Here is a 26,830-nt window from a genome sequence, read left to right as displayed (position 1 = left end):
CACCCCTGGCGCAGTCGCGCCCGCGCCAGGACCCTCGCCGACGCCACCTGGGGTCAGGGACCGGTGCGGGGGGTGAGCCCGCGTGCGACCGGGCCCCGAGGTGCCGGCCGGTCGACCGAGACCCCCTCAGCGGGAACCACGACCTCCTGTGCGGCAGCCACGTCACCCCCGTCGCAGGCCACCAGCAGCGCCGCCGCCGGGTCGACGTTGCGTTTGACGACCGCCAGGGCGACCGGGCCCAGCTCGTGGTGGCGCGCCAGGCTCGTGACGGTCCCGACCGTCCGCCCGGCGGCCGTCACGTCCGCGCCCGGCTCGGGCAGCAGGTGCCCGGACCCGTCCAGGTGCAGCATCACCAGGCGGCGCGGGGGCCGGCCCAGGTTGTGGACGCGGGCGATGGTCTCCTGGCCGCGATAGCAGCCCTTGGCCATGTGCACCGCGGTGCGTAGCCAGTCGAGCTCGTGCGGGATCGTCCGGTGATCGACGTCCGTGGCCGCGCGCGGGCGCCACGCGGCCACCCGCGCGGCCTCCGTCGCCCACGTGCCCACCAACCGCCACCCCGCGGCCTCACGCTCGGTGACCGCGGCGTCCAGGTCACCTCGCGGGACCAGCACCAGGCGCCAGGGGCGCTCCGCACCGGGGTGCCGGTCGTCCACGGGCCCGTACCGGGTCCCGCCCGGCAGGGTGCGGGGCCACGGGTCGCGCCAGGTGACGGGCTCGGCACCGGTGCCCTCGGCATCGACCGGTTCGCCGACCGCGGCCCACTGCCCGGTCACGTCCGCGACCTCCACGCGCGTCATGAACCTCATCGAGTCCAACCAGCCCGCGAGCGCCGCGGCGTCGGAGGTGAGGAGCCAGGTGGTGGTGCCGTCGTCGACGACGCCCGCGGCGTGCTCGACGTGACCGTGGGGGCTCAGGACGAGGGTCTCGGTCGAGGTACGGGGCGCCAGGTCGGCCAGGTGCTGGGAGGTGATCGAGTGCAGCCAGGTGAGACGGTCCGGCCCGGTGACCGTCACCACGCCGGTGTGGGACGCGTCCGCGACGGCGGCGCGTGCCGCCAGGGCGCGCTGCTCACCGCTCGGGTCGCCGTAGTGCCAGGCCACGCCGGCGTCGGGGCCGGTGCCCTCGACCGCACCGGGTCGGTTCAGCATCAGACCACCCGGTCCAGCTCGGCCGAGACGTAGGACTGCAGGGGCTCGCCGAACGCGGCCATGTCCCAGGTCCACAGCAGCCGGCCCTCGACCAGGCCGAGCAGCCGGGTGGCGGCGCTGACCTCGGCGGCGTCGGGGGTGCGCGCGATCAGGTCGCTCACCAGGTCGATGCGCCCGTTGCCGACGGCCCCCGCGTACAGCGACAGGTGGCCCGCGGGGTCGGTCAGGAGCAGCTCGACGGGGTGTCGCGAGGCGTCCAGGCCCTCGGGGCGGTCGGGCGGGACCCGCCAGAAGCCGGTCTCGGTGCCCCACACCCGGTCCTCGGCCGCGTCATCGGTCTCGGCACCGCCGTCCTCGGGCGCGACCCACAACGTGCTGGACCAGCTGAGGTACGGGCCGCCGTCGTGGTCGACGACGACCTCTTGGACGACCGCGGTGCGCGGGATGTTCGGGTAGCTCACGAACCCGTGGCCACGCCAGCGGCCCACGAGCCACGCGAGCGGGAAGACCTCCGGGGCGAGTCCGTCGGGGAGGGTGAACGCCATGGTTACCGCTGGCCCTTGAACAGCTTGTAGACGACGTACCCGGCGAACCAGGTGATCGTCAGCGCTGAGGCGACCAGCAGTCCGATGAAGAAGATCTCCAGGGCTAGCATGCACCGATCCTACGGTGCACCACCCCTGCGGGGGCCAGCGGGCCCGTCAACCGACGAAGACGCGCCCGACGACGTACACGACGGTGCCGCTCACAGCGACCGGCAGGACGATCGCGGCGATCGCGGCGCGCTTGCGGGCGAGCGTGGGCACCCGTTCGAGCAGCTCGCGCAACGAGGCCATCAGGACGCCCGCCGCCAGCCCGAGCGCGATCCCGGGCAGCAGGTCCAGCTGCGGCATCCCCAGGCCCGCCGCCCCCCCGCCGACGACACCGGACACGACCGTGACCACCGCACCGGCCCACCCCGTCAGCGGTACCGCCGAGGTCCCTGCGGCGAAGGCCAGCGCCACGGCACCGGTGACGACCAGGGAGGTGGCACCGGGGGTGCGCCCCGAGGCGACCCAGCCGGCCGCGGCGCACACGATGAGGATGCCGGTCACCGTGCCGGTCACGGACTCCACCAGCCGTCGCCGTCCGTCCTGGCGGGCGAGCTCGTTGACGAAGGCCAGCAGCACCGCGAGGGCCACGACGATCGGCAGCTCGCGCAGCACCGGGTGCCCGCGGGTGGCGAAGACGGCGGCCACCGAACCCAGGCCGGCGATCGCGATCACCAGACCCGAGCCCAGGGGGCTGGGCAGACGCAGCAGCACCGGCCAGCCCAGGGCGAACAGCAGCGTGCACAGCGCCGCGAACGCCGCCAGGGGCAGCTCGCCCACGAACGCGGCGACGGCGAGCAGCGCGGCCAGGGCAGCGGTCAGGACCGCACGCGTGGAGACGTCCATCAGCGCACGTCCCGGTGGCGGGTGTGGGCGGGGCGGAACACGGTCCAGAGTCTCGCAGATGACGGCCTGGTCACAGGAAGGTCGTCCACGGCGGTACCGTGAACCCCACGTGATCCGCAGGGAGGACACCCCCGTGGCAGATCTGTTGCTGCTGACACCCAGTGCCGGGGGCTCCGCCCAGGTGCTCCCGGCCCTCGGCCTGCTCGGGCACCGGGTACGGGTGCTTCCGGTCGAGCCGTCCGCGCTCCTGGACGCGCCGGACTCCGACGTGCTGCTGCTCGACGCGCGCCGTGACCTGGCCTCGGCCCGGTCCACGTGCCGGTTGCTGCGGGCCACCGGGTTGACCGTGCCGCTGGTCCTGGTGCTGACCGAGGGCGGTCTGACGGTCGTGACCGCCGAGTGGGGTGCGTCCGACATCGTCCTGGAGGACGCCTCACCCGCCGAGGTCGAGGCACGCCTCCGGCTGGTGATCGAACGCAGTGGTCAGGGCGGGGACGACGCCGCCGCCGAGGAGATCTCCTCGGGCGACCTCACCATCGACGCCGGCGGGTACACCGCCCGCCTGCGGGGCCGCCCGCTGGACCTCACCTACAAGGAGTTCGAGCTCATCAAGTACCTCGCTCAGCACCCGGGCCGGGTGTTCACCCGGGCCCAGCTGCTGCAGGAGGTGTGGGGCTACGACTACTTCGGTGGCACCAGGACCGTGGACGTGCACGTGCGACGCCTGCGCGCCAAGCTCGGGCCGGAGCACGAGCAGCTCATCGGCACCGTCCGCAACGTCGGCTACCGGTTCGACCCGCCGCGGGACCGCCGGGGGCCGGTCGACGCCGAGGACGCCGAGGGCGCTGCCAGCGCTCAGGAGTGACCGGCGCCCCGCCCGTCGGCCGGCGTGACGGCACACCCGCGTCCCGGCCCACCCGGGTCGGCTTCACCTGGGCCGATGGGCCCTGGACGCACGGCTCGCGCCGACCATCTACCCTGGACCCGGTGCGCCGGGAAGTCTGGTCGGCAGTCCGTCCCGCCTGCCCCGGAGTCGCCGTGCCCGTTGCCAGCCCCCGCGCCGTCGCGCCCGGTCGTGACCACCGTCGACCTGTGACACCCCTTGGAGGGGCCGCCGCATGATCCTGCCCCTGATCCTCGGTGTGCTCGTCCTCACGGTCGTCAGCACCCCCCTGCTGGACCGGATGCTGGGTCGCAACGCCGGATGGCCGCTGGCCGTGGTCTTCGCCGCCCTGGCGGCGGCGATCGGGTCGTTGGCCCCGCAGGTCATCGGGCGTGGGGACACGATCGAGCACGTCGTGACGTGGATGCCCAGCCTGGACATCTCCGTGCGGCTGCGCATGGACGGCACGTCCTGGCTGTTCGCGATGCTCGTGGTCGGGATCGGCGCGCTGATCCTCGCCTACTCCACGCGCTACTTCCCGCCCGGTCGTCGCACCGGGTTCTACGCGCTGATGACCACGTTCGCCGTCGCGATGATGGGGCTGGTCCTCGCCGACGACGTCGTGCTCATGTTCGTGTTCTGGGAGCTGACGACGATCTGCTCCTTCTACCTGATCGGCCTGTCCGGTGAGAAGGCCAACCGGCCCGCGGTCCGCACGTTCCTGCTGACCGCGATGGGCGGCCTCGCCCTGCTCACCGCCGTGGTGATGCTCGTCGTGGAAGCCGGCACCACCCAGCTGTCGGTGATCCTGGCGACCGTGGAGTGGTCGGACTCCCCCGGGTGGTCGGCGGCCGTCGCCGCCCTGATCATCCTGGCGGGGTTCACCAAGTCCGCCCAGTTCCCGTTCCACTACTGGCTGCCCGACGCGATGGCCGCCAGCACCCCGGTCAGCGCCTACCTGCACGCCGCCACCATGGTGAAGGCCGGCATCTACCTGCTGATGCGCTTCACGCCGATCTTCGGCGACTTCCCGGTGTGGAACGTCACCCTCATCACCGCGGGCCTGGTCACCGCCGTGATCGGGGCCCTGTTCGCGCTGCAGCGCACGGACCTGAAGGAGCTGCTGGCCTACTCGACCGTCAGCCAGCTCGGACTGCTGGTCGCCATCATCGGTGTCGGCACCCCGTACGCCCTGGCCGCCGCCGCGCTGCACACCCTGGCCCACGCGCTGTTCAAGGCGGCGCTGTTCATGCTCATGGGCGTGATCGACACCCGCAACGGCACCCGCGACATCCGCGAGCTCCCGGGCCTGCGGCGGGCGATGCCGGTGACCGCGACCCTCATGACCGTCTCGGCGCTGTCGATGGCGGGCGTGCCCCCGCTGCTGGGCTTCGTGTCGAAGGAGACGCTGTTCGCGGCCATCGCCGACGGGCCCTGGACCACCCCCGTGACCGTGGTCGTCGCGACCGCGGCGGTCGGTGCCGCGGTGCTGACGTTCGCCTACTCCTTCCGCATGGTGCACGGCGCGTTCTGGGGTGAGCCCGGCCCCTCGCGCGACGGCGAGGGGTCCGCCGCGTACCTCGTGGGCCCCGGTGTCGCCGCCGTCGCCGGGCTCGGGCTCGGGCTCGCCGTCCCGGTGCTGGACCCCCTGGTCGAGCGGGTCGTCCTCGACACCACCACCGTCGAGCACACCGCCCACCTGGCCCTGTGGCACGGGTTCAACGTCCCCCTGGTCATGTCCATGCTCGCGATCGCCGGCGGGTCGGTCCTGGCGTGGCGGCGGGTGCAGGTCGCGCGTGCCGTCGAACGACCGCTCGTCCCGGTCAAGGGCACCGAGGTGTTCGAGGGCGTCCACCGCGGCATCATCGGCGGTGGCGTCCGGGTCGGACGCCTGACCGGCTCCAACGCCCCGGCCCCGCACCTGGCGGCGGTGCTCGGCACCCTCGGCGTCGTCGCACTCACCGTGATGGTGCTGAACCCGCCGGTCCCCCAGTACCCGGCGACCACCACCCGGACGGCCGACTGGCTGCTCGTCGGGCTCATCGTCGTCGCCGTCGTCGCGGTCGTGGTGACCCGGGCGCGCCTGGCCGCCGTCGCCCTGGTCGGGGTGTCCGGCTTCGCGGTGGCGCTGTGGTTCCTGCTCCTGGGCGGGTTCGACCTCGCGCTCACCCAGCTGCTCGTCGAGATCCTCACGGTCGTGGTCGCCGTCCTGGTGCTGCGGCGCCTGCCGCGCAAGTTCCACCCCGTCCGCCGTGGCCGCGCCGCCCTCGCCGGCGGCGTGGCCGTCGTCGTGGGCCTCGCGGCCGGGCTCGCCGCGTACAACCTCACCGGACGACGCGACATCTCGGCAGCCGGGCAGTACTTCCTCACCAACGCCGAGCCGGAGACCGGCGGCACCAACGTCGTCAACACGATCCTGGTGGACTTCCGGGCCCTGGACACCCTCGGTGAGCTAGCCGTCCTCGGCATCGCCGGGCTCATCATCGTCGCGGTGCTGGACTCCGCGCGCCTCAACCACGGGCGCCTGCCCGAGCCGGTGGTGGCGTTGTCCGGCAACCCGGTGTTCTCAGCGGTGCAGAACTCCCTGATCATGCGCACCGTCGCCCTGCGGCTCGGGCCGGTCCTGACGATCTGGTCGCTGTACCTGCTGCTGCGGGGGCACAACGCACCGGGCGGTGGGTTCATCTCAGCGCTGGTCGGCGGCGCCGGGTTCGCCCTGGCCTACCTCGCGGCCTCCAGCGCGGCGAAGGCCCGCATCCGGCTGCCGTTCACCCTGCTGATCGCCGCCGGTGTCGCGATCGCCGGGGGCATCGGGCTGGTCGGCTACGTCGACGACTCCTACCTGCGGCCCCTGCACGCCGAGATCCCGCTCCCGTGGGGTGGCTACTACCACTTCACCACCGCCCTGATCTTCGACGTCGGGGTCTACCTCGCGGTCGTCGGGGTCCTGCTCACCGCCCTGAACCGGTTGGGCGTGGAGGACGACGTCCACGCCGAGGACGCGCGCGCCGGGCAGCCCTCCACCGACGAGGGCGACCCCGACGAGAGCGACGAGGCGGACCGCCTCCTCGACGAGCACACCGTTCCAGCCGGCCACGAAGGAGGTGCACGATGACACTGGCCCTGAGCGTCGGCGTCCTGGCCGCCGGAGGCGTCTACCTGGTGCTGCAGCGCGGCATGGTGCGCATCGTGCTGGGGTTCGTGCTCCTCAGCCACGCCGTGAACCTGCTGCTCATGTCAGCCGGGGTGACCGCACGACGTGAACCCCCGCTCATGGACACCGCAGACCCGGCCACCGCCGCCGACCCCCTGCCCCAGGCATTCGTCCTGACCGCGATCGTGATCGCGTTCTCGATCACGATCTACATGCTCACCCTCGCGGTGACCCGCGACGAGGACGACCCCGAGGACGCCGGTACCGAACCGGGTGCCGAACCGGGCACCGAACCCGTCGGCCCGAGCGAGGAGCGCGCATGAACACACCCCTGCTCCCCCTGGTCGTCGCCGTCCCCCTGCTGCTCGGCGCGCTGCTGGTGTCCCTCGAGCACTCCCGGCGCCTGCGCACCGCTCTGCTGCTCGGGCCCAGCGCCGCGGCGGTCGCCGCCGGCGGCTGGTTGATCGCCGAGACCCGCGACGGGACCGTCCTGGTCCACAACGTCGGCCTGTGGCCCGACGGCATCGCCATCCCGTTCGTGGCCGACGCGTTCAGCTCCCTGATGGTCACGGCCACCGCGGTCCTGACCCTGGTGTGCTCGGCGTTCGCGGTCAGCACCGGCACCGCCCGGGCACGGTACTTCCCGGCCCTGGTCCTGTTCCTCAGCGCCGGGGTCTACGGGGCGCTGCTCACCGCAGACCTGTTCAACCTGTTCGTCTTCATCGAGGTCATGCTGCTGCCCTCCTACGGGATGCTCGCCATGACCGGGGGCCTGAACCGGCTGGGCGCCGGGCGCCTGTACGTCGCGGTCAACCTGCTGACCTCCACGGTGTTCCTGGCCGGGGTCGCCCTGATCTACGGGGTCGCCGGCACGGTGAACATGGGGGAGCTCGCCGGCGCGGCGCACGAGTCACCGCTCGTGGCGATCGCCGCCGGTGTGTGCCTGCTGGCGCTCTCGGTCAAGGCCGCCGTCGTGCCCGTCCACGGGTGGCTGACCCGCACCTACCCGGCCACCTCACCGGCCGTCACCGCGCTGTTCTCCGGCCTGCACACCAAGGTCGCCATCTACGCGATCTACCGCATGTACGCGGTGCTGTTCGACGGCGACCAGCGGTACCTGTGGATCGGCCTGGTCGTGTTCAGCGCCACCATGGTCGTCGGGGTGATCGGCGCCGTCGGGCAGGACACGACCCGCTCGATCCTCGTGTTCCACATGATCAGCCAGATCGGGTACATCCTCATCGGGGTGGCACTGTTCACCCCCCTGGGGCTCATGGCCGGCATCTTCTACCTGGTCCACAACATGGTCGCCAAGACCTCCCTGTTCCTGTCCACCGGCGCGATCGAGCACGCCTACGGGCACAGCCGACTGGACCGGCTCGGCGGGCTGGCCCGGCGCGAACCCCTGCTGGCCGTGGTGTTCATCGGAGCTGCGCTGTCGCTGGCAGGCCTGCCCCCGTTCTCCGGGTTCGTGGCCAAGCTCACCCTCGCGCTCGCCATCGTCGAGGAAGGCCAGTGGGCCGTCCTGGTCGCCGCGATCGCGGTCAGCCTCATCACCCTCATGTCCATGCTGAAGATCTGGGGCACCGTGTTCTGGGGACCGAAGCCCGACGACACCGACGAGGCCGCCGGGACCGGAACCGGCATCGCCACCGACGAGCCCCTCGGTACACCGGCGGCGCGGACCGCACCCGACTCCGGGGCGGCGGCGGCCGGCCGCAGCGCCGGGACCGCACCGGTGTCGGTGGCCGAGGCCACCGAGGCCGGCGCCGAGCCACGTGACGACGAGGGCACCCGGCCCCGCGTCCGGCCGGGCCTGCTGGCCCCCGCCCTGGTCCTCACCGTCCTGACCCTGGCCCTGGGACTGGGTGCCGAGGCGATGCTCGACCTCAGCACCCAGGCCGCCCAGAACCTGCTCGACACCTCCTCCTACGTGGAGGCGGTGATCGGCCGATGACCGCGCTGCTGCGCTGGACCGGACGCATCCTGGCGTTCCCGTTCTCGTTCGCCTACGAGGTGGTCAAGGCGAACCTGGTGCTCGCGGGCGACATCCTCACCCCCGGCAGCCGCATCAACGCCGGGTTCGTGGAGCTCCCCCTGCGGTGCCGGACCGACATGGAGATCACGACCATCGCGAACTTCATCACCCTGACCCCCGGCACGGTCACGGTCGCGGTCCGCAAGGACCCCGCCACCCTGTGGGTCCACGGCATGTACATCGACGACGTCGAGGAGTTCCGGGCAGAGCTGTACGCCATGGAGGCGACGGTCATCGGCGTGCTGCGCAAGGACCCCGATCCCGGCCCCGTCCCCCTGGCCCCCCGGACGGAGGAGCAGTCATGACCCTCGTCGACGTGGGTTTCGCCGTGATCGTCCTGGCGATGGTCGCCGCGACCGTGCGCATCCTCAAGGGACCGTCCGACGCCGACCGTGGCGCGGCCGCGGACGTGGTGTTCTTCGCGTTCATCGCCCTGGTCGTCCTGCTGGGACTGCGCCTGGACACCAGCCTGGTCATCGACATCGTCGTGGTCGCCACCATCGTCGGGTTCATCGCCGCCCTGTCCCTGGCCCGACTGATCACCGGAGGTAAGCGATGAGCGACGTGCTCGCCGACATCGGCACCGCCCTGGTCCTGCTCGGTGTGGTGGTGTTCGCGATCGGGGCGGTGGGCCTACTGCGCCTGCCGGACGTGTACGCCAGGCTCAGCGCCGTGACCATGGCCGGTGGCCTGGGCGTCATCCTCATGATCATCGGTGTGCTGCTGCACCAGCCGACGCCGATGAACACCTTGAAGGTCGCCCTCGCGATCGTCATCCAGCTGGGCACCGCCGCCGTCGGAGGCACCGCGATGGCGCGCGCCGGTTACCTCACCGACGCGCCCCGCACACCGGCCACCCGGTTCGACGACCTGGCGGCGTCGCCGGCACCGGTGGACGGGGACCACCGCACCGGCACCTCGCAGTAGGGTCCGCACGTGACCGACGCCAGCACCGTCCTCGTCGACGGCCCGTGGGAGCACCGGTTCGTCGCCGCGAACGGCGCCCGGTTCCACGTGGCCGTCGCCGAGCCGGCCGACGGGAACGAGTCCCGTGCGCCGCTCGTGCTGCTGCTGCACGGGTTCCCCCAGCACTGGTGGGCGTGGCGGCACCAGCTGCCGGCCCTGGCGGCCGAGGGCTACCGGGTCGCGGCGATGGACCTGCGCGGCGCCGGGGCGTCCGACAAGCCGCCCCACGGCTACGACGCGCCCACACTGTGCCGTGACGTCGCAGGGGTGGTGCGGTCCCTGGGCTCCCAGGACGCGGTCGTCGTGGGCCACGGGCTCGGCGGTGCGGTGGCGTGGTCGATGCCCGCCCTCGAACCCGGTGCGGTCCGTGCGGTGGCCGCCCTCAGTGCGCCGTACCCGGTGCGCATGCGCTCCCCGCGCATGGTGCGCCACCTGCTGGGCACGAGCGCCGGCCGCCGGCTGGCCATGTTCCAGGTGCCCTGGTTCCCCGAGCGGGCCCTGACCCGCGGCGGGCTCACCGCCCAGGTGATGCAGGAGTGGTCGGGTCCCCGTGGCCTGGACCGTGCCACCGTCGAGGCGTGCACCCGGGCGATGGGCATCCCGTTCGCCGCGCACGCGTCGATGGAGGCGGTCCGGTGGGCGGTCAGGTCGACCCCCCGCCCCGACGGACGCCGCTACCTGCAGGCGCTGCGCAGCGCACGTCCCGTCCCCACGCTCCAGCTGCACGGGACCGACGACGGGGGCATCCCCGCGGCCGTCGCCCGTGGGGGTCCCGGTGACCCGTACACCTACCACCTGGTGCCCGGTGCCGGGCACTACCTGCCCGAGGAGGCGCCCGAGCAGGTCACCGCGCTGCTCGCCGGTTGGCTGAGCGAGCTGCCTGCACGGGTGTGATGCGGACCAGCGCCGCGGCCCGGTCCGGGTCGGTCTCACCCACGCCGTAGGACGGGCACACGTCCTGCAACGGGCAGGCCCCGCACGCGGCCCGACGGGCGTGACAGGTGCAGCGGCCGTGGAAGATCAGCCGGTGGGAGAACATGGCCCACCCCTTCTTGGGGATCATCGCGGTGAGGTCGGACTCGATCCGCACCGCGTCCTGCTCGCCGGTCAGCCCCAGACGCCCGGCCACACGCGTGACGTGGGTGTCGACCGGCAGGCCCGGCACCCCGAACGCGTTGCCGAGAACGACGTTCGCGGTCTTGCGACCCACCCCGGGCAACGCGACCAGGGCCTCCATGGTGCCGGGCACCCTGCCCTGGTGGTGCTCGACCAGGGCAGCGGCCAGACCGGTCAACGACGCGGCCTTGGCCCGGAAGAACCCCGTCGGCCGGATCAGGTCCTCCAGGTGCGCACGGTCGGCGCCGGCCAGGGCCACCGCGTCCGGGTAGGTCGCGAACAGCGCCGGCGTGATCTCGTTGACCTTCACGTCCGTGGTCTGGGCCGACAGGACGGTCGCGACCAGCAGCTCGAACGGGTCCCGGAAGTCCAGCTCGCACCCGGCGTCGGGGTACCGCTCCCCCAGGAGCCGGTCGACGCGCCTGGCCCGACGGGTCAGCGCCAGGGGGGACGTGGACGGCGGCCGGGCTCCCATGCCACGACCCTACGACCGGGGCCGCTGATGGAGTGAAACGACCCACGTCACACTCAAGTCCGGACGTGGTATGGCCGACAAACCTTTCAGCGAGGCAGCACATCCCCTGGTTGCCCCGCTGACGTCGACGGAACGGAGAGGGCATGGCACTCACGCACACCGCCGAGGCCTGCCGCCCGATGACGGCACGCTCGGCGCGGCGCACCCTGCGCGCCGAGAAGGCCCAGCTGGCGCGGTGGCGCCGGCTGCTGCGTGCCCGTCTGGACCTCGCGGTCGCGAGCTATGCCCCTCCCGAGCCCCTGGGCACGTTCACCGGTGAGCTGGTGAACCCCACCTCGGCGCACCTGCCCTCGACCCGTGAGCTGTCCGCGGCGATCTCGTACGTCACCCCGCTGGACCCGGTCGAGCTCATGACCCGGCTCCGTGACCTGGACCGGCGTCTGTCGTCCTACGACAGCGAGCTGGACGACGCCCTGGAGCGGGCGAACGACCAGATGGTCCGCTCGATGGCGACGCCGCTGCCCACGACGCCCAGCGCCTGAAGGTCGCTGCCTCCGGGCGCATGCGGCAGGATGGTCCCAGCGCCGACGCGGGCGCATCACGGAGGGACGGGACGGCGTGGACGACGACGTGGTGCTCGCAGCACCGCTCTTCGCGGCGATAGACACGGAGGCGGCGCACGCACTCCTCGGTTCCATGAAGCGGGTGCCGTTGCCGCGCGGACGAGCGATCTTCGGCGAGGGCGAACCCGGTGACCGTCTGTACGTGATCGGGTCGGGCAAGGTGAAGCTCGGCCGACGCTCGATCGACGGCCGCGAGAACCTGCTCGCGGTGCTGGGCCCGGCCGAGATGTTCGGCGAGCTGTCCCTGTTCGACCCCGGCCCACGCACCGCCACCGCCAGCGCGGTCTCGGACGCGGTGCTGTACGAGCTCGGCCACGCCGACCTCATCGCCTGGCTCGAGGAGCACCCCGCCGTCGCCAAGCACCTGCTGGAGGCGTTGGCGCGGCGGCTGCGACGCACCAACGAGGCACTGGCGGACCTGGTGTTCTCGGACGTGCCGGGCCGTGTGGCCAAGGCGCTGCTGGACCTGTCGCGCAGGTTCGGCGAGCCGATCGAGGACGGCCTGCGGGTCGCGCACGACCTCACCCAGGAGGAGCTCGCCCAGCTGGTGGGCGCCTCACGGGAGACCGTCAACAAGGCCCTGGCGGACTTCGCCGGTCGCGGCTGGGTACGGCGCGAGGGCCGGGCGATCGTCCTGCTGGACGTGGCCCGCCTGGAGCGACGCGCCCGCTGACCGGTTACCTGCCGACCGGCACGGGCCCCGCTGCGGTCAGCGCAGCTCGACGACCAGCTCGACCTCGACCGGCGAGTCCAACGGCAGGACCGCCACACCGACGGCGCTCCGGGCGTGCACGCCGGCCTCGCCGAACACCTGGCCGAGCAGCTCGGAGGCACCGTTGACCACCGTCGGCTGGCCCGTGAACGCCGGGTCGCTGGCCACGAAGCCGACGACCTTGATCACCCGGGCGACCCGGTCCAGGCTCCCGGCGAGCTCGGCCACGGCGGCCAGGGCGTTCAGGGTCGCGGTGCGCGCCAGGTCGACGGCCTGCTCAGGGCTGACGTGGCCGTCCCCGTGGCCCACCTTGCCGGTGACGGGAAGCGCCCCGTCGACGAACGGCAGCTGGCCCGAGGTCCACACCTGGCTCCCGACCCGCACCGCCGGCACGTACGCGGCGACCGGCGCGGCGACGTCCGGCAGGGCGATGCCCAGCTCGCCCAGTCGCTGGTTGACCCCACCCATCAGGACTCACCGGTGGGACGCTTGAGGTAGGCGACCAGCCCGTTGCCCTCGGGACCGGGCACCACCTGCACCAGCTCCCACCCGTCGGCCCCCCACTGGTCGAGGATCGCCTTGGTGGCGTGGACGATCAGAGGAACGGTCGCGTACTCCCACGTGGTGGCCATGGGTCGAGCCTAGCGAGACCAGGAGCGCCCCGGCACCGGGCGCGGACGGTAGCCGGGATCGGGCACCAGAGTGGGGTCCGCCTCGATCTCCGCGCGCCAGGACGTGACGTCGGGCCGGCTGCGCAGCAGCGCGCGGCGCTGCCGCTCGGTCATCCCGCCCCACACCCCGAACAGGACCTTGTGGTCCAGGGCGTCGACCAGGCAGTCGAGCTGGACCGGGCAGCCGGCGCACAGGTCGACCACGGCACGCTGCGCGGCGCCCTCGACGAACAGGTCGTCCGGGCACGCGTCGACGCACGCCCCACGGGCCGTCCAGCTCTGGTCCTCGATCACGGTCCCTCCTGTGCCCCGAGGACACCGTAGGACCGCCGGTGCCCGGGGGACCTGGGCCGTAGGGCCGGGGGCACAGGGTCTTCACCGACGGTCCACAGCCCTTACCAGAGGAGCGGGGGCGACTCACGTACCCTAAGACCATGGTGTCCTCCGCCTCGTCACGGCCCGACGCGCGTCCCGCCCAGGGCCGTCAGGTCAACGCCCTCCAGGCCCTCGGGCTGTTCGTCGCCTTCATCGCGATGGCGACCGTCGCCGGCGTCCTCGCCGCGGGGCTCGTCATGCCTGCCGTGGCCGGGACCAGCGTGGTGACCGACACGTCCGTGCGGCTCTTCGACGACCTCCCCGACGAGCTGCAGGAGGTGCCCCTCAGCGAGAAGTCGACCCTGCTCGCCGCCGACGGGACCGTCCTGGCCGAGTTCTTCAACGAGGACCGCATCATCGTGCCGCTCGAGGAGATGTCCGAGCACATCATCAACGCCGTGGTCGCCACCGAGGACCGGCGGTTCTGGGAGCACGGCGGCATCGACCCGCAGGGCATGGGCCGGGCCCTGGCGACCAACCTCGCCAGCGGCGGCGTCGAGGAGGGCGCCTCGACCCTGACCCAGCAGTACGTCAAGAACGCGCTGATCGAGGCCGCGGGACTACTCGAGGACGAGCAGGAGCGGTACGCGGCCATCTCCGCGGCTCAGGAGGCCGACGGCGTCGAGGGCCTCACCCGCAAGCTGCAGGAGGCGAAGATCGCCATCTCCCTGGAGAAGCAGCTCACCAAGGAGGAGATCCTCGAGCGGTACCTGAACATCGCCGCGTTCGGCACCAACCGGTACGGCGTCGAGGCCGCCGCCCAGCACTACTTCTCGATCCCGGCCTCCGAGCTGAACTACCTGCAGGCCGCGACCATCGCCGGGATCACCCAGCGGCCCAACGGGTTCGACCCGACGGTCAACCCCGAGCGCTCCCAGCAGCGACGCAACGAGGTGCTGGACCGCATGTACCGCGAGGGTCACATCACCGCGGAGGAACGCACCGAGGGCCGCGAGACCCCCCTCGAGGACTACCTCGACGTGACCCCGGACCGCCGGACCTGCGCCGCCGCGAACGTGGTCGGCAACGCCGGCTTCTTCTGCGACTACGTCTCCAAGGTCATCATCAACGACGAGACCTTCGGCGAGACCCGGGCCGAGCGCGTCAGCCGCCTCTACGCCGGCGGGCTGACCATCTACACCACGCTGGACCCGGACCTGCAGAAGATCGCCGACAAGGAGGTCAAGGCCGGGATCCCCGTCGACGACCCGTCGGGTGTCGGCAGTGCGATCTCCGTCGTCGAGCCGGGCACCGGCAAGATCCTCGCGATGGCCCAGAACCGCATCTACAACGGCGCGCAGAACAGCGCAGCGGGCGAGACCGCGGTCAACTACAACACCGACTCCGCCTACGGGTCGTCCACCGGCTTCGCGCCCGGCTCCACCTTCAAGGTGTTCACGCTCGTGCAGTGGCTCAAGGAGGGGCGCTCGTTGAACGAGACGATCGACGCCCGCCGCATGGAGTACACGTTCGACGAGTTCGACGCGAGCTGCACCCACCTGGACCCGCGCACGGTGTACAGGTTCGGCAACGCCGAGGGGCCGGCCGGGGTCATGAACGTCACGCAGGCGACCCAGCGCTCGGTCAACTCCGCGTACATGCGGATGGCGAGCGAGATCGACCTGTGCGGGATGATCGACACCGCCACCTCGCTGGGCATCCACACCGCCGCGGGCGAGAAGTGGGACGTCCTGCCGTCCAACGTCCTGGGCAGCCAGTCCGTCTCGCCGCTGACCCTGGCCGCCTCCTACGCCGCGTTCGCGGCCGAGGGCACCTACTGCGAGCCGGTCGCCATCACCCGGGTGATCGACGCGGACGGTGAGGACCTCGAGGTCCCGTCGGCGAACTGCCGGGAGGCGATCGACCCCCAGATCGCCAACGCCGTCACCCACGCGCTCTCGGGCGTGTGGCAGGGCACCGGCGCCCGTGTGGGCGGCCTGCCCGGTCGCCCCTCGGTCGGCAAGACCGGCACCACCACCCGCAACGAGTACACCTGGTTCGCGGGCTACACCCCCCAGATGTCGAGCGTGGTGTGGGTCGGGTTCCCGGACGCCATGAAGCCCGTCCAGCGCATGGAGGTGGGCGGCACCTGGTACCGCAACGTGTACGGCTCCACGATCGCCCTGCCGACGTGGCACCGGTTCATGTCCCAGGGGCACGAGGGTCTGCCCGTGGAGCGGTTCGGCCAGATCAACGACCGCCTGCTGCACGGTGAGCAGATCCGGGTGCCGAACGTCGCGGGCCAGTCCGTCGAGGCTGCGACGAGCATCCTCACCAACGCCGGGTTCCGGGTCCAGGTCGGCAGCCAGACGTGGTCCAACTACGCGCGGGGCAGCGTCGCCCGCACCGACCCCGGCGCCGGCACCCAGGTGACCCGCAGCAGCACCATCACCCTGCGCCCGTCCGCCGGGCCAGCCCCCCGCCGCAGCGGTGGCAACGACGAGGGCGGCGGACGCGGTGGAGAGGACGACGGGGGTGGCAACGGCGACGACGGGGACGAGAGCTCGCGCGGCGGGCCACGCCTCCCGGCACTGCCGGGCTTCCCCGGTGAGAACGAGTGAGGGCCCGCACAGCCGGCCGACTCCTCGGTGCGGCGGCACTGACCGGTGCCGCCGCACTGGCCTGGGGCGTCGTCGAGAGAGGGCTCTACACCCTGCGTGAGGTCACCGTCCCGGTGCTCCCTCCCGGTGCGGAACCCCTGAGGGTGCTGCACATCTCGGACCTGCACCTGACGCCCTTCCAGGACGACAAGATCGCCTGGGTGCGGGACCTCGCGGGCCTCGAGCCCGACCTTGTGGTCGACACCGGCGACAACATGGCGCACCCCGACGTGCTGCCGTCGCTGCTGCACGCCCTGGACCCCCTGCTCGGTGTGCCCGGGGCGTTCGTCATGGGCTCCAACGACTACTACGCACCCGCACCGAAGAACCCGTTGCGGTACCTCACCCACCGCAACACCCCACCCCAGACCGCCCCGGAGAACCCGCTGCCCGCCGGGGAGCTCGCCGCCGCCATGCGCATGGCCGGGTGGATCGACCTCACCAACCGTCGCGACACCGTCGAGGCCGGCGGGCACCGGATCAGCCTGGTCGGGGTGGACGACGCCCACCTGGACCGCGACCGGTTCCCCGCACCCGCCCCCGAGGACACCGACGAGGGCCCCACCGCCCTGCACCTGGGGGTCGCGCACGCCCCCTACCGGCGGGTCCTGGACGCCATGCACGCCGACGGGACGGACCTGGTCATGGCCGGCCACACCCACGGCGGCCAGGTGTGCGTGCCGTGGTGGGGGGCGCTGGTCACCAACTGCGACCTCGACACCCGTCGGGTCAAGGGCCTGCACGGGTGGCCCGGGCCCCGCCCCGACGCCCCCGGCGGTGCGGGGTCGACCTGGATGCACGTCTCCGCAGGTCTGGGGACCTCGCCCTACGCGCCCGTCAGGTTCGCCTGCCGCCCCGAGGCCACGCTGCTCACGCTCGTCCCCCGCTGAGGCCCACGGACCAGCGCCGACCTGATCATCAGGTCGAGCAACCGTCCGTACCCGATGCCCGCAGCGGCGAACATGCGCGGCACCTGCGACCGGGGGGTGAACCCGGGGCTGGTGTTCACCTCGTTCAGCACCACACCCGAGTCCGTCACGAAGAAGTCGAACCGGGCCACACCCGCGCACCCCAGTGCCCGGTACAGGGTGCGTGCCGCCTCACCCAGGTCGGCGCTCACCGGTGCCGGCAGGTCGGCCGGTGTCACCAGGTCCGCGCCCCCGTCGTACTTGCCGGCGGTGTCGAAGAACGCCGCCCCGTGCCGCAGACGGATCTCCAGACCCGGGCTCACGACCAGCTCTCCGTCGGGCCGCTCGAGGACGGCGACGTCCACCTCACGGCCGCGCACCACCTGCTCCAGGAGCACCCTGTCGTCCAGGGCCAGTGCCGCGGCCACCGCCGGACCCAGCCCGGCGACGTCCGTCACCAACGTCACGCCGTGGCTGGACCCCGCGGCGACGGGCTTGACCACCACCGGCAGCTCGACCCCGGCGCCCGGGCCGGGCCCGAGCACGTCCAACGCCTGCGCCGCGGTCACGAGAACCCCGGGGGCCGTGGCGATCCCCAGCTCGGCCGCCACCAGCTTGGTCGCCCACTTGTCCATCGCCAACGCGCCCGCACGCACACCCGACCCGGTGCACGGGACCCCGAGCACGTCCATGAACCCGGCGAACGTCCCGTCCTCGCCGCGCGGGCCGTGCAGGGCCGGGATCACCACGTCCACCGCGCTGAGGATCCGGGCCGCGTCGACGGCGCCGTACGGCAGGCGCACCCTGTCCGCGGTGGACCAACCCCCGTCCTGCTCGATGGTCAGGCCGAGCACCGCGTACCGGTAGGGGTCCAGCGCCGCGCGGATGCCCGCGGCCGACGCCAGCGACACGTGGTGCTCGCTGCTGCGGCCGCCTCCGACGACGGCGACCCGGGTGCGGCTCATGCCGACACCTGCTCGGTGGAGCCGGTGGGCGTCCGGTCGCAGCGCACCCTGGCGGTCCGCTCCCGCGGCGCCGGGCACGTGGGCATCGGCTCGTGGAACCGCGCCACCCGGGTCCCCAGTCCTGCCAGGACGTCCTGCTCGACGGTGTCGGCCCACGCGGCCCACTCCGCGACGGTCGGTTCCCCCCGGTCCCCCGGGCCGAACACCGTGACGGTCTCTCCCGGTGCGACGGACACGTCACCGACGTCCACGACCACCTGGTCCATGCTGATGGTGCCGACCACGGGACGCCGCCGGCCCCGCACCAGGACCTCGGCCCGCCCCGAGGCGTGCCGGGGCAACCCGTCCGCGTAGCCCACCGGCACGAGCGCCAACCTGGTGCGCACCGGGGTGCGGTAGCGGTGCCCGTAACCGACCGGGGTGCCCGCCCGCACGTCCCGGACCAGGCCCACCGGCGCCGTGAAGGTCATGGCACCCCGCAACCCGTGCGCGGCCCCACCCAGGCCGTAGAGACCCGCACCGACGCGCACCATCCCCATGTGGGTGCGCCTGTCGGCCAACGTGCCGGACGTGGCGGCCAGGTGCGTGACCTGCGGGCGCAGCCCCCGCCGACGGGCGACGGCGACCGCACCGGTGAACCGGACCGTCTCGGTGTGCATCTCAGGGTCTGCGGGGTCCTCCCCCGCACTGAGGTGCCCCATGAGGCCGACGACCCGCACCTGGCCGCGCCGCTCCAGGTCACGTGCCGCCGCGCACAGGGCGGGCCAGTCACGGCGCGGGGCCCCGTCCCGTGCCAGGCCGACGTCCACGTGCAGGTGCACCCGGGCCGTCAGGCCGGTGCGGACGGCGGCACGTGCGACGGCGTCCAGGTGCGCCGTGCTGGGGACCGCGACGTCCACGTCCGAGAGGATCGCGACGCCGAAGTCGGCGTCCACCGGGTTCAACCAGGCCAGGACCGGGGCGGTGACCCCCTGCCACCGGTACGGCAACGCCTCGGCGATGCTCGTGACCCCGAGCCAGGACGCCCCGTGGTCCAGGAACGTGCTCGCGGGGAGCGCGTGCCCATACGCCCCGGCCTTCACCACGGCCATGACCGCGGCGTCGGTACGACGGGAGATCGCCCGCGTGTTCGCGGCGACGGTCGCGGTGTGGACGGTCAGGAGGGGACCGCTGCTGGTCGTCATGGCAGTCATGCTCGTCCCGCGCCCACCCGTGCGGCATCGGCCCCCGAGGCGAAAGATCAGTGCGGGACGCCCCACCCCAGGAGGACCCCGTCGGGTGCCCGTCCCCCTACGGGTGGACGCGGACCGGACACGTTTTCACCCCGGGACCACCCCTGGGCTATCCTTGTCAGGCTCCACCGGGGTGTGGCGCAGCTTGGTAGCGCGCTTCGTTCGGGACGAAGAGGTCGCAGGTTCAAATCCTGTCACCCCGACCAGCAGAAAAGGCCCTCTGGCCAGCGGATACGCTGAGGCCAGAGGGCCTTTTGCTTTGACCTTGGTCCGACGCAAGCGACGGTGGGCGGCTCACCGTGAGACTCAGCGTTGCCTCGCGGCGCCCGCCCCCCGTAAGATTGAGGGCACCACGACCGGTTCCGCCTACCTCGTAGGTCCAGGGCCGGTCCTCATTTTGTCTGGACGGTCCGATTGCCTCCGGCTGTCAAGGTGTACCTGACCTACGAGCAGCAGGTCGACCTGCTCCAGCAACGCGGCATGGTCATCGACGACCTCGACCGCGCGATCGCTGCGCTGCGCCGCATCAACTACTACCGGCTCAGCGGCTACTGGTACCCCTTCCGCCAGATGGGTAGCGGTAGCGAGCGACTCTCGACCGGCTGCAGCTCGGCCGCGCACGCATCCTGCCCGCCGTCGTCCGGTCGTTCCCGTCGATCCGAGCCATCCCGCTCTCGCACCTCGGCGCGACGCCGGGCTGGCAGACGACCAGCCCGCTCTGGGGCGCACCGCACTGACACCGCGCCAACCAGACCTGAGGTCAGCGCCAGCGGAAGACGCGGGCCGCGACCGGGCCGAGCACCAAGGTCCACCCCACCATCACCAGCAGCTGGGTGACCGGAACCCCGTCACCGAACCAGCCCTCCGACATCGCCTGGGCTGCCGCCCCCAACGGCAGGTACGACCCGACCGTCGCCAACGTGTCCGGCATCGTCGGCCCGGGGGTCCACACCCCGGCCAGGAACAGCAACGGGAAGTACAGCAGCATGCCCAACCCGTTGCCGCTCGCCGCCGTCGGCACCAGGGCCGCGAGCACGCAGCCCAGTGCCGTCATGTGGGTGATGCCCAGCGCGAACGCCAGCACCACCAGCCCCGGCTGCTGCGGTGCGGTCAGACCCAGCACCGCCGCCATCGCGACCAGTGCAGCCACCACCGCGACGAGCAGGGCGAGGACGTTGACCGAGACCTGGGCCACCAGCAGCCTGGACGCCGGCAACGGCGTGGTCGCCAGGCGACGCAGCACGCCCTTCTCCCGGTAACCGCCGAACACCGCGGGGAACGTCGTCAACGAGGTGGTGCAGATCGCCAGGGCCAGCACCACCGGGACGTACAGGTCGATGGGGCGCAACCCCTCGTACCCGGGGGCGTCGGTGAGCGGCTCGTCCATGCCCGGCAGGACCAGGCCCATCAGGACCAGCAGCAACGTCGGGAACACCAGGGCGAAGAACACCGTCCCGGAGTCACGCAGGTACAGGCGACCCTCGCTGAGGGTCAGGGCACGCAACGCAGTCATCTCACACCTCCACAGGGGTCGGCTCGGTCTCGCGGGAGGACGTCAGGGCCACGAACGCGTCCTCGAGCGTCCCGCGACGCGCCACGACGTCCACCGGCTCCAGGTCCGCGGCGGCGAGTGCCAGCAGGGCCGGCGCGGTGACCGCACGCGACCCGGTGACCACGAGCTCGTCGGACGGGCCCACCACGACGTCCGGCAGCGGACCACCCGCTGGACCCGCCGGGGTGCCCGGGCCCTCGACGGCCAGGTCCGTGACCTCGGTGACGTCCCGGAGCGCGGCGCGGACGGTGGCCAGGGGAACGGGGTCGGGCAGGCGCAGGCGCAACACCTGCTCACCGAGGGCCTGGGCGACCAGGTCGGTGGGGGTGCCCGCCGCGGCCACCCGCCCCCGGTCGATCAGGACGAGCCGGTCGCACAACCGTTCGGCCTCGTCCATGAAGTGCGTGACCAGGACGATCGTGACGCCGTCGGCGCGCACACCCTCGATGAGGTCCCACGTGTCACGCCGGGCCTGTGGGTCCAGCCCGGTGGTGAGCTCGTCCAGGACGGCGAGCTCGGGCCTGCCGACGAGAGCCAGCGCGATCGACAGGCGTTGCTTCTGCCCGCCGGACAGCCCGTGGTACGGGGTGTCCAGGGCGGTGGCCAACCCGAGGTCCGCGGCCAGGGCCCGCCCGTCGGCCGGGTCGTCGTAGAACGAGGCGTACAGGTCCAGGGCCTCCCCGGCGCGGAGCTTGGCGGGGAGCTCGCTCTCCTGCAGCTGGCACCCGACCCGGGGGCGCAGACGGCGCCCGTCACGGGCCGGGTCGAGCCCCAGCAGCCGGACGGTCCCCTGGTCGGGCTGCCGCAGCCCGGTGAGGCACTCGACGGTGGTGGTCTTGCCGGCGCCGTTGGGGCCCAGGACCCCCAGGATCTCGCCCCTGTGGACGTCCAGGGACACGTCGTCGACGGCGACCGTCGACCCGTAGGTCTTGCGCAGGTGGGACACACGCGCCACGAGCTCGAGGGAGGACGCGTCGGCAGGTGTGGGTGGGGGCGCGGTGGTCGGCTTCGCAGGCATGGTGCCTCCTTCAGGGTGAGCGCGACCGCGGGACGTGGGTGCGTCCCGTGAACGGTCGTCGTGGAGGGTGGTGCGGGGCCTGCGCCCCGCGGTGTCAGGACCTGGTGCTCACCGTGATGTCACGGATGAGGACGGCGAACACCCCGGCGAGGGCGGCGATGATCGCGGCGGTGGCGAGCAGGTGCTGCGTCACGGTCCAGCCGTGCTCGGCCCCCAGGTAGGGCAGCACCCAGAGCACCACGACCAGGGGGCCGACGGTCAACGGCAGGGACAACGTCCCCACCCACGGCCCGTACCGGTAGTACGTGGTGCCGACCAGCAGGCCGGCGACCATCGCGGTGCCGGTCAGGGCCACGTGGTCGGCCAGGACCAGGTGGACCTGGGTCACGCTCCGGTACAGCGGGTCCCACTCGGAGATCCCGTGGGACCAGCCCGCCACCTGGTACACGCCGCGCTCGAGGAGCAGGACGACCGCGGCACCGGCAGCGAAGCCCGCCGTCAGGACAGCGGTGCCCAGGAGCACCCCGGCGGTGTAGGACCGGCGCGTCATGCCCGACGCGACGTGCACCGGCAGGTAGCTGCTGACCGCGCCGATCGCGATCGAGAACGGGAACCAGACCAGGGCCTGACGGCCGAACTGGGCCATGGACTCCTGCGGCTGGCCGAACGCGAACCTGGTGAGGATCGCGACGGTGATCACGACCAGCGCGATGACGGCGAACCACCCGATCAGACGCAGGTGGCCGCGCACCATGTGCCGGGCGGTGTGCAGGTGCGCCGCCCGGGGTCGAGGCGTCGGGCGGTCGAGAGTGACGGGGTGGGTGCTCATCGTGGTCCCTCCGCGGTCAGGTGCACGAACAGGTCCTGCAGGTCCACCGGCCCCAGTTCCAGACCCGAGGCGACCGCCCGGGCCGCCGCCTCCGGGGGTACCTCACCGTGGATCATCGCCTGGACGGTGCGGCCGAGCTGCTGACGGGACAGCACCTGGTGGCCGGCGGTGAACTCCTCGACGGCCTCGGCCGGCCCCGTCACGCTGACACCGCGGCCGCGCAGGGTCTCGGCGTCCTCGGTGAGCAGCACTCCCCCGCGGTGCAGGATCACGACGGTCTCCAGCAGTCGCTGGACCTCGTCGATCAGGTGGGAGGAGAGCACGATCGTGCGGGGGTGGGCGACGTACTCCTCGAGGAGGGCGTCGTAGAACGCGTAGCGGGACGGGGCGTCCATGCCGAGGTGGACCTCGTCCAGCAGGGTGAGCGCGGTGCGGCTCGCCAGCCCGACCACGACCCCGAACGCGGACCGCTGCCCGCGGGAGAGGCGGTCGGGGCGTTTGGCGGGGTCCAGCTCGAACCGGTCCATGAGAGCCCCGGCGACGTCGGCGTCGAACCGGGGCCGGGCTCCCGCGACGTACGCGAGGTTCTCCCGCATCGGCAGGTCTGCCAGCACGTCGCCGGACTCGCGCACCAGGCACACGTCCTGCAGCACCCGCGGGTTCTCCCACGGGTCCTCCCCGTCGACCAGCACGGCGCCGGCGGTCGGTCGCCGGAACGCGGCCAGCACCGACAGCATGGTCGTCTTGCCCGAGCCGTTGCGCCCCAGCAGCCCGCACACGGTGCCGGCCGGGATGGTCAGGTCGACGGCGTCCAGGGCCGTGGTGGAGCCGAAGCGGACCGTCAGCCCGCGCAGCTCCACGCCCATCGAGGTGCTGCCCGTCGTGGTGCTGCCCGTCGTGGTGCTCATGAGGTGCCCTCCTCCTCCGGTCGGGGCGGGGTCGCGCCGAGGGGCACGTCCGACGTCAGGCGGGTGACGACGTCCTGGATCGGGATGCCCAGGACGCGGGCCTGCTCGACGACGGGGTCGACGACCTCGGCGAAGAAGCGCGAGCGGCGGTCCTCCAGCAGCTGGTCGTGGGCACCCGGCGAGACGAACATGCCGAGCCCGCGCCGCTTGTGCAGGACGCCCTCGTCGACGAGCTGGGCGAAGGCCTTGGCCGCCGTCGCGGGGTTGATCCGGTACGTCGTGGCGTACTGGGTGGTGGACATGACCTGCTCCCCCTCCTGGAGGGTTCCGTCGAGGATCTCGGTGCGGATCCTGTCCGCGATCTGCAGGTAGATGGGCGCGCGTCCGTCGAACACCGTGACATCCTCCCCCGCTCCCGCGTTCTATGGTTCATTACTCGACTAATGAACCATAGAACCAAGGGGGGCGCAAGAGCTGCCAGCGGGTACGGAGACGACGGAGCCCGGTCCGTGGTGGCGGACCGGGCTCCGGTGAGAAGGTGCCGAGCATGCTCGGCCGAGGTGTGGCCGGGGTGTCAGGACCCCAGACGCTTGGCTGCGATCAGCTCGGCGATCTGCACCGCGTTCAGGGCCGCACCCTTGCGCAGGTTGTCACCGCTGACGAACAGGGCCAGGCCCCGCCCGTCGGGCACGCCCGGGTCCTGACGCAGGCGGCCCACCAGGCTCGGGTCGGCACCCGCGGCGTCCAGCGGCGTCGGGATCTCTGCCAGCTGGACACCGGGGGCGTCAGCGAGCAGCTCACGCGCCTTCTCGACCAGGAGGGGCTCGGCGAACTCGACGTTGATCGACAACGAGTGCCCGCTGAACACCGGGACCCGCACGCACGTGCCCGAGACCGCCAGCTCCGGGATGCCCAGGATCTTGCGGCTCTCGTTGCGGAGCTTCTGCTCCTCGTCGGTCTCGAACGAGCCGTCGTCCACCACCGAGCCGGCCATCGCCAGCACGTTGAACGCGATCGGCCGCACGTACACCTGCGGCTCGGGGTGGGTGACCGCCCCGCCGTCGTGGGTCAGGGCCGCGAGGTCCTGGGAGGCGAGCTCCTTGACCTGGGTCTCGAGCTCGGCCACACCCTTGAGCCCGCTGCCGGACACCGCCTGGTACGTCGAGACGATCAGGCGCTGCAGACCGGCCGCGTCGTGCAACGGCTTCAGGACCGGCATCGCCGCCATGGTCGTGCAGTTCGGGTTCGCGATGATGCCCTTGACCGCACCGTCGACGGCCTCCGGGTTGACCTCGCTGACCACCAGCGGGACCTCGGGGTCACGGCGCCACGCCGAGGAGTTGTCGATCACCAGGACGCCCGCAGCGGCGAACCGGGGTGCCTGGGCCTTGGACGTCGCCCCACCCGCGGAGAACAGCGCGATGTCCAGGCCCGTGGGGTCGGCCGTCTCGGCGTCCTCGACCACGACGTCCTCACCGCGCCACGGCAGGGTCGTCCCCGCCGAGCGCGCCGAGGCGAAGTAGCGCATCTGCGCGACCGGGAAGTCCCGCTCCTCCAGCAGGCGGCGCATGACGGCGCCCACCTGACCGGTCGCGCCGACCACACCGACCCGCAGGCCCTGGGGCTGTGCCGCTGCGCTCATCGGCCCGTCCCCCCGTACACCACGGCCTCACCCTCGGAGGAGTCCAGCCCGAAGGCGGTGTGCACCGCGCGCACCGCGTCCGCGAGCTGGTCCGAGCGGGTCACGACCGACACCCGGATCTCGGAGGTCGAGATCATCTCGATGTTGATGCCCGAGTCCCGCAACGCACCGAACAGCTTGGCCGAGACACCGGGGTGGGACTTCATGCCCGCACCGACCAGCGACAGCTTGCCGATCGTGTCGTCGTACTGCAGCGACGCGAAGCCCAGGGCGTCCTTGGCGACCTCCAGGGCCGCGGTCGCGCGGGCACCGTCGTCCGCCGGCAGCGTGAACGAGATGTCCGTCAGGCCCGTCTGCGCGGCCGACACGTTCTGGACGATCATGTCGATGTTGACGCCGGCCTCGGCGACGACCTCGAACACCCGGGCCGCGGTCCCCGGGACGTCCGGGACCCCCACCACGGTGACCTTGGCCTCGCTGCTGTCGTGCGCGACGCCCGAGATGATCGGCTGCTCCATCTGTCCTTCTCCCTCGTACGGCTCGTCGGTGACCAGCGTTCCCTCGTGACCGGAGAACGAGGACCGGACGTGGATCGGCACCCCGTGCCGGCGGGCGTACTCGACGCAGCGCAGCATCAGCACCTTCGCGCCGGAGGCCGCCATGTCGAGCATCTCCTCGTAGGTGATGCGGTCGATCTTGCGCGCCGACGGCACGATCCGCGGGTCCGCGGTGAACACGCCGTCGACGTCGGTGTAGATCTCGCAGACGTCAGCGTCCAGGCCCGCGGCGAGCGCGACGGCCGTGGTGTCCGAGCCGCCACGGCCCAGGGTGGTGACGTCGTTGGTGTGCTCGGTGACTCCCTGGAACCCCGCGACGATCGCGACGTTGCCCTCGGCCAGGGCCTCGCGGATGCGCGTGGCCTTGACGTCGATGATGCGCGCCTTGCCGTGCTCGTCATCGGTGATGACCCCGGCCTGCTGGCCGGTGAACGACTGGGCCTCGACACCCAGGTTCGCGATGGCCATGGCCAGCAGCGACATCGAGATCCGCTCGCCCGCGGTCAGCAGGATGTCCATCTCCCGCGACGGCGGCAGCGGCGTGACCTGGTTCGCCAGGTCGATCAGCTCGTCTGTGGTGTCACCCATGGCCGAGACGACCACGGCGACGTCGTTGCCCGCACGGCGGGCCTCGACGATTCTCTTCGCCACCCGCTTGATGCTCTCGGCATCAGAGACGGATGACCCTCCGTACTTCTGGACGATCAGGCCCACTGTGAAACGCTCCGGTGTGTTGGTTCGGGTCGACATACCTCGCCGCCGGACCCCACGAGCATAGACGGGACCACAATCCGGACATCCGGGTTTCCAGGATGCGGGAAGCGTGCAAGGTCACCCGACCCCGGCACACGAACACAGCGCGGGGGGCGACCACACGCCCCCCGCACCAGGCCAGGCGGCCCGACCGGCCGCCACCACCGGGAGGCACCATGCGCACCGTCCGAGCACTCGCCGTCCTCGCCGCCGCAGCCCTGCTGGCAGCCGGCTGCGCGAGCGACCCCACCCCCGGCGCCGACGGGGAC

At 72.4% G+C, this 26,830-nt stretch carries 28 protein-coding genes and 1 tRNA gene; 13 read left to right on the top strand and 16 right to left on the bottom strand.

From position 1 onward, the window contains the following. Positions 1-53 precede the first annotated feature (53 nt). The 3 genes from ygfZ to N869_RS03890 form a co-directional block, all read right to left on the bottom strand. Positions 54-1,148, bottom strand: a complete 1,095-nt coding sequence (gene ygfZ / locus N869_RS03900) for a CAF17-like 4Fe-4S cluster assembly/insertion protein YgfZ (protein WP_035058102.1) — start codon at positions 1,146-1,148, stop codon at positions 54-56. Further along, positions 1,148-1,693, bottom strand: coding sequence for an FABP family protein (locus tag N869_RS03895; RefSeq protein ID WP_035058100.1), 546 nt, complete (start codon positions 1,691-1,693; stop codon positions 1,148-1,150). Before N869_RS03895 ends, ygfZ begins: the two co-directional genes overlap by 1 nt. 156 nt (positions 1,694-1,849) lie before the next feature. After that, positions 1,850-2,584: a hypothetical protein gene (locus N869_RS03890; protein WP_035058098.1), complete on the bottom strand. Its 735-nt coding sequence runs from the start codon at positions 2,582-2,584 to the stop codon at positions 1,850-1,852. A gap of 133 nt (positions 2,585-2,717) precedes the next feature. Here N869_RS03890 and N869_RS03885 point away from each other — a divergent pair, with 133 nt between their 5' ends. The 8 genes from N869_RS03885 (at position 2,718) to N869_RS03850 (ending at position 10,519) form a co-directional block, all read left to right on the top strand. After that, complete coding sequence (locus N869_RS03885) at positions 2,718-3,449, top strand: response regulator transcription factor (protein WP_035058122.1); 732 nt, start codon at positions 2,718-2,720, stop codon at positions 3,447-3,449. Between the two features lie 253 nt (positions 3,450-3,702). Next, on the top strand, positions 3,703-6,582 hold the full coding sequence (locus tag N869_RS03880) for a DUF4040 family protein (RefSeq protein ID WP_035058096.1): 2,880 nt from the start codon (positions 3,703-3,705) through the stop codon (positions 6,580-6,582). After that, positions 6,579-6,944, top strand: coding sequence for a sodium:proton antiporter (locus N869_RS03875; RefSeq protein WP_052104939.1), 366 nt, complete (start codon positions 6,579-6,581; stop codon positions 6,942-6,944). The genes N869_RS03880 and N869_RS03875 overlap by 4 nt, the downstream gene beginning before the upstream one ends. Further along, positions 6,941-8,578, top strand: a complete 1,638-nt coding sequence (locus N869_RS03870) for a monovalent cation/H+ antiporter subunit D family protein (protein ID WP_035058094.1) — start codon at positions 6,941-6,943, stop codon at positions 8,576-8,578. The genes N869_RS03875 and N869_RS03870 overlap by 4 nt, the downstream gene beginning before the upstream one ends. Then, on the top strand, positions 8,575-8,964 hold the full coding sequence (locus N869_RS03865; protein ID WP_035058093.1) for a Na+/H+ antiporter subunit E: 390 nt from the start codon (positions 8,575-8,577) through the stop codon (positions 8,962-8,964). Before N869_RS03870 ends, N869_RS03865 begins: the two co-directional genes overlap by 4 nt. After that, positions 8,961-9,218: a monovalent cation/H+ antiporter complex subunit F gene (locus N869_RS03860; RefSeq protein WP_035058090.1), complete on the top strand. Its 258-nt coding sequence runs from the start codon at positions 8,961-8,963 to the stop codon at positions 9,216-9,218. Before N869_RS03865 ends, N869_RS03860 begins: the two co-directional genes overlap by 4 nt. Next, positions 9,215-9,586: a cation:proton antiporter gene (locus tag N869_RS03855; protein ID WP_035058087.1), complete on the top strand. Its 372-nt coding sequence runs from the start codon at positions 9,215-9,217 to the stop codon at positions 9,584-9,586. The genes N869_RS03860 and N869_RS03855 overlap by 4 nt, the downstream gene beginning before the upstream one ends. Positions 9,587-9,595: 9 nt before the next feature. Beyond that, positions 9,596-10,519: an alpha/beta fold hydrolase gene (locus tag N869_RS03850; RefSeq protein ID WP_035058085.1), complete on the top strand. Its 924-nt coding sequence runs from the start codon at positions 9,596-9,598 to the stop codon at positions 10,517-10,519. On the opposite strand, the gene nth is transcribed toward N869_RS03850, so the two are convergent. Next, a complete protein-coding gene (gene nth, locus N869_RS03845; protein WP_052104938.1) occupies positions 10,470-11,216 on the bottom strand; it encodes an endonuclease III in 747 nt (248 codons plus the stop codon). The genes N869_RS03850 and nth overlap by 50 nt on opposite strands. A gap of 143 nt (positions 11,217-11,359) precedes the next feature. On the opposite strand from nth, the gene N869_RS03840 reads away from it, so the two are divergent. Beyond that, positions 11,360-11,758 (top strand): hypothetical protein, encoded by a 399-nt coding sequence (locus tag N869_RS03840; RefSeq protein ID WP_052104937.1) that lies wholly within the window; start codon positions 11,360-11,362, stop codon positions 11,756-11,758. Positions 11,759-11,834: 76 nt separating this feature from the next. Beyond that, positions 11,835-12,512 (top strand): Crp/Fnr family transcriptional regulator, encoded by a 678-nt coding sequence (locus N869_RS03835; RefSeq protein ID WP_035058083.1) that lies wholly within the window; start codon positions 11,835-11,837, stop codon positions 12,510-12,512. A 36-nt stretch (positions 12,513-12,548) separates the two neighbouring features. On the opposite strand, the gene N869_RS03830 is transcribed toward N869_RS03835, so the two are convergent. The 3 genes from N869_RS03830 to N869_RS03825 are packed head-to-tail and all read right to left on the bottom strand — an operon-like array spanning position 12,549 to position 13,516. Next, a complete protein-coding gene (locus tag N869_RS03830) occupies positions 12,549-13,019 on the bottom strand; it encodes a RidA family protein (protein WP_035058081.1) in 471 nt (156 codons plus the stop codon). After that, positions 13,019-13,183, bottom strand: coding sequence for a DUF4177 domain-containing protein (locus N869_RS17270; protein WP_156968329.1), 165 nt, complete (start codon positions 13,181-13,183; stop codon positions 13,019-13,021). The genes N869_RS03830 and N869_RS17270 overlap by 1 nt, the downstream gene beginning before the upstream one ends. A gap of 9 nt (positions 13,184-13,192) precedes the next feature. Then, positions 13,193-13,516, bottom strand: a complete 324-nt coding sequence (locus N869_RS03825; RefSeq protein ID WP_084136396.1) for a WhiB family transcriptional regulator — start codon at positions 13,514-13,516, stop codon at positions 13,193-13,195. A gap of 140 nt (positions 13,517-13,656) precedes the next feature. Between N869_RS03825 and N869_RS03820 the strand changes: the two genes are divergently transcribed. Continuing rightward, positions 13,657-16,158 carry a transglycosylase domain-containing protein gene (locus N869_RS03820; protein WP_084136395.1) on the top strand — a complete coding sequence of 834 codons (2,502 nt, stop codon included), beginning with the start codon at positions 13,657-13,659 and terminating at the stop codon, positions 16,156-16,158. Further along, the gene (locus tag N869_RS03815; protein ID WP_035058079.1) at positions 16,155-17,087 is read left to right on the top strand and encodes a metallophosphoesterase; all 933 of its coding nucleotides are present in this window, start codon (positions 16,155-16,157) and stop codon (positions 17,085-17,087) included. Before N869_RS03820 ends, N869_RS03815 begins: the two co-directional genes overlap by 4 nt. Here N869_RS03815 and N869_RS03810 read toward each other — a convergent pair. Both N869_RS03810 and alr read right to left on the bottom strand, forming a co-directional pair. Continuing rightward, a complete protein-coding gene (locus N869_RS03810) occupies positions 17,024-18,070 on the bottom strand; it encodes a D-alanine--D-alanine ligase family protein (RefSeq protein ID WP_035058110.1) in 1,047 nt (348 codons plus the stop codon). The two genes, N869_RS03815 and N869_RS03810, sit on opposite strands and share 64 nt — an antisense overlap. Further along, complete coding sequence (gene alr, locus N869_RS03805; protein ID WP_232229599.1) at positions 18,067-19,254, bottom strand: alanine racemase; 1,188 nt, start codon at positions 19,252-19,254, stop codon at positions 18,067-18,069. Before alr ends, N869_RS03810 begins: the two co-directional genes overlap by 4 nt. 177 nt (positions 19,255-19,431) lie before the next feature. Here alr and N869_RS03800 point away from each other — a divergent pair. Further along, positions 19,432-19,508 (top strand) — tRNA-Pro (locus N869_RS03800). 554 nt (positions 19,509-20,062) lie between these two features. Here N869_RS03800 and N869_RS03795 read toward each other — a convergent pair. From N869_RS03795 to N869_RS03765, 7 genes are all read right to left on the bottom strand, one after another. Continuing rightward, positions 20,063-20,815, bottom strand: coding sequence for an ABC transporter permease (locus N869_RS03795; RefSeq protein WP_035058077.1), 753 nt, complete (start codon positions 20,813-20,815; stop codon positions 20,063-20,065). A gap of 1 nt (position 20,816) precedes the next feature. Further along, on the bottom strand, positions 20,817-21,872 hold the full coding sequence (locus tag N869_RS03790) for an ABC transporter ATP-binding protein (protein ID WP_084136394.1): 1,056 nt from the start codon (positions 21,870-21,872) through the stop codon (positions 20,817-20,819). Between the two features lie 94 nt (positions 21,873-21,966). Beyond that, on the bottom strand, positions 21,967-22,701 hold the full coding sequence (locus N869_RS03785) for a hypothetical protein (RefSeq protein ID WP_035058075.1): 735 nt from the start codon (positions 22,699-22,701) through the stop codon (positions 21,967-21,969). Continuing rightward, positions 22,698-23,609 carry an ABC transporter ATP-binding protein gene (locus N869_RS03780; RefSeq protein ID WP_198025949.1) on the bottom strand — a complete coding sequence of 304 codons (912 nt, stop codon included), beginning with the start codon at positions 23,607-23,609 and terminating at the stop codon, positions 22,698-22,700. Before N869_RS03780 ends, N869_RS03785 begins: the two co-directional genes overlap by 4 nt. After that, positions 23,606-24,004 carry a GntR family transcriptional regulator gene (locus N869_RS03775; RefSeq protein ID WP_035058073.1) on the bottom strand — a complete coding sequence of 133 codons (399 nt, stop codon included), beginning with the start codon at positions 24,002-24,004 and terminating at the stop codon, positions 23,606-23,608. Before N869_RS03775 ends, N869_RS03780 begins: the two co-directional genes overlap by 4 nt. A gap of 179 nt (positions 24,005-24,183) precedes the next feature. Continuing rightward, entirely contained in the window at positions 24,184-25,251 is a 1,068-nt protein-coding gene (locus N869_RS03770) for an aspartate-semialdehyde dehydrogenase (protein WP_035058071.1), read from the bottom strand. Beyond that, a complete protein-coding gene (locus N869_RS03765; RefSeq protein WP_035058069.1) occupies positions 25,248-26,522 on the bottom strand; it encodes an aspartate kinase in 1,275 nt (424 codons plus the stop codon). Before N869_RS03765 ends, N869_RS03770 begins: the two co-directional genes overlap by 4 nt. Positions 26,523-26,830: the final 308 nt, after the last annotated feature.

The organism is Cellulomonas bogoriensis 69B4 = DSM 16987, assembly GCF_000767165.1.
Taxonomy (GTDB): domain Bacteria; phylum Actinomycetota; class Actinomycetes; order Actinomycetales; family Cellulomonadaceae; genus Actinotalea; species Actinotalea bogoriensis.
Note: the sequence above shows the minus strand (reverse complement) of the source record. Positions and strands in the feature narration are given on the sequence as shown.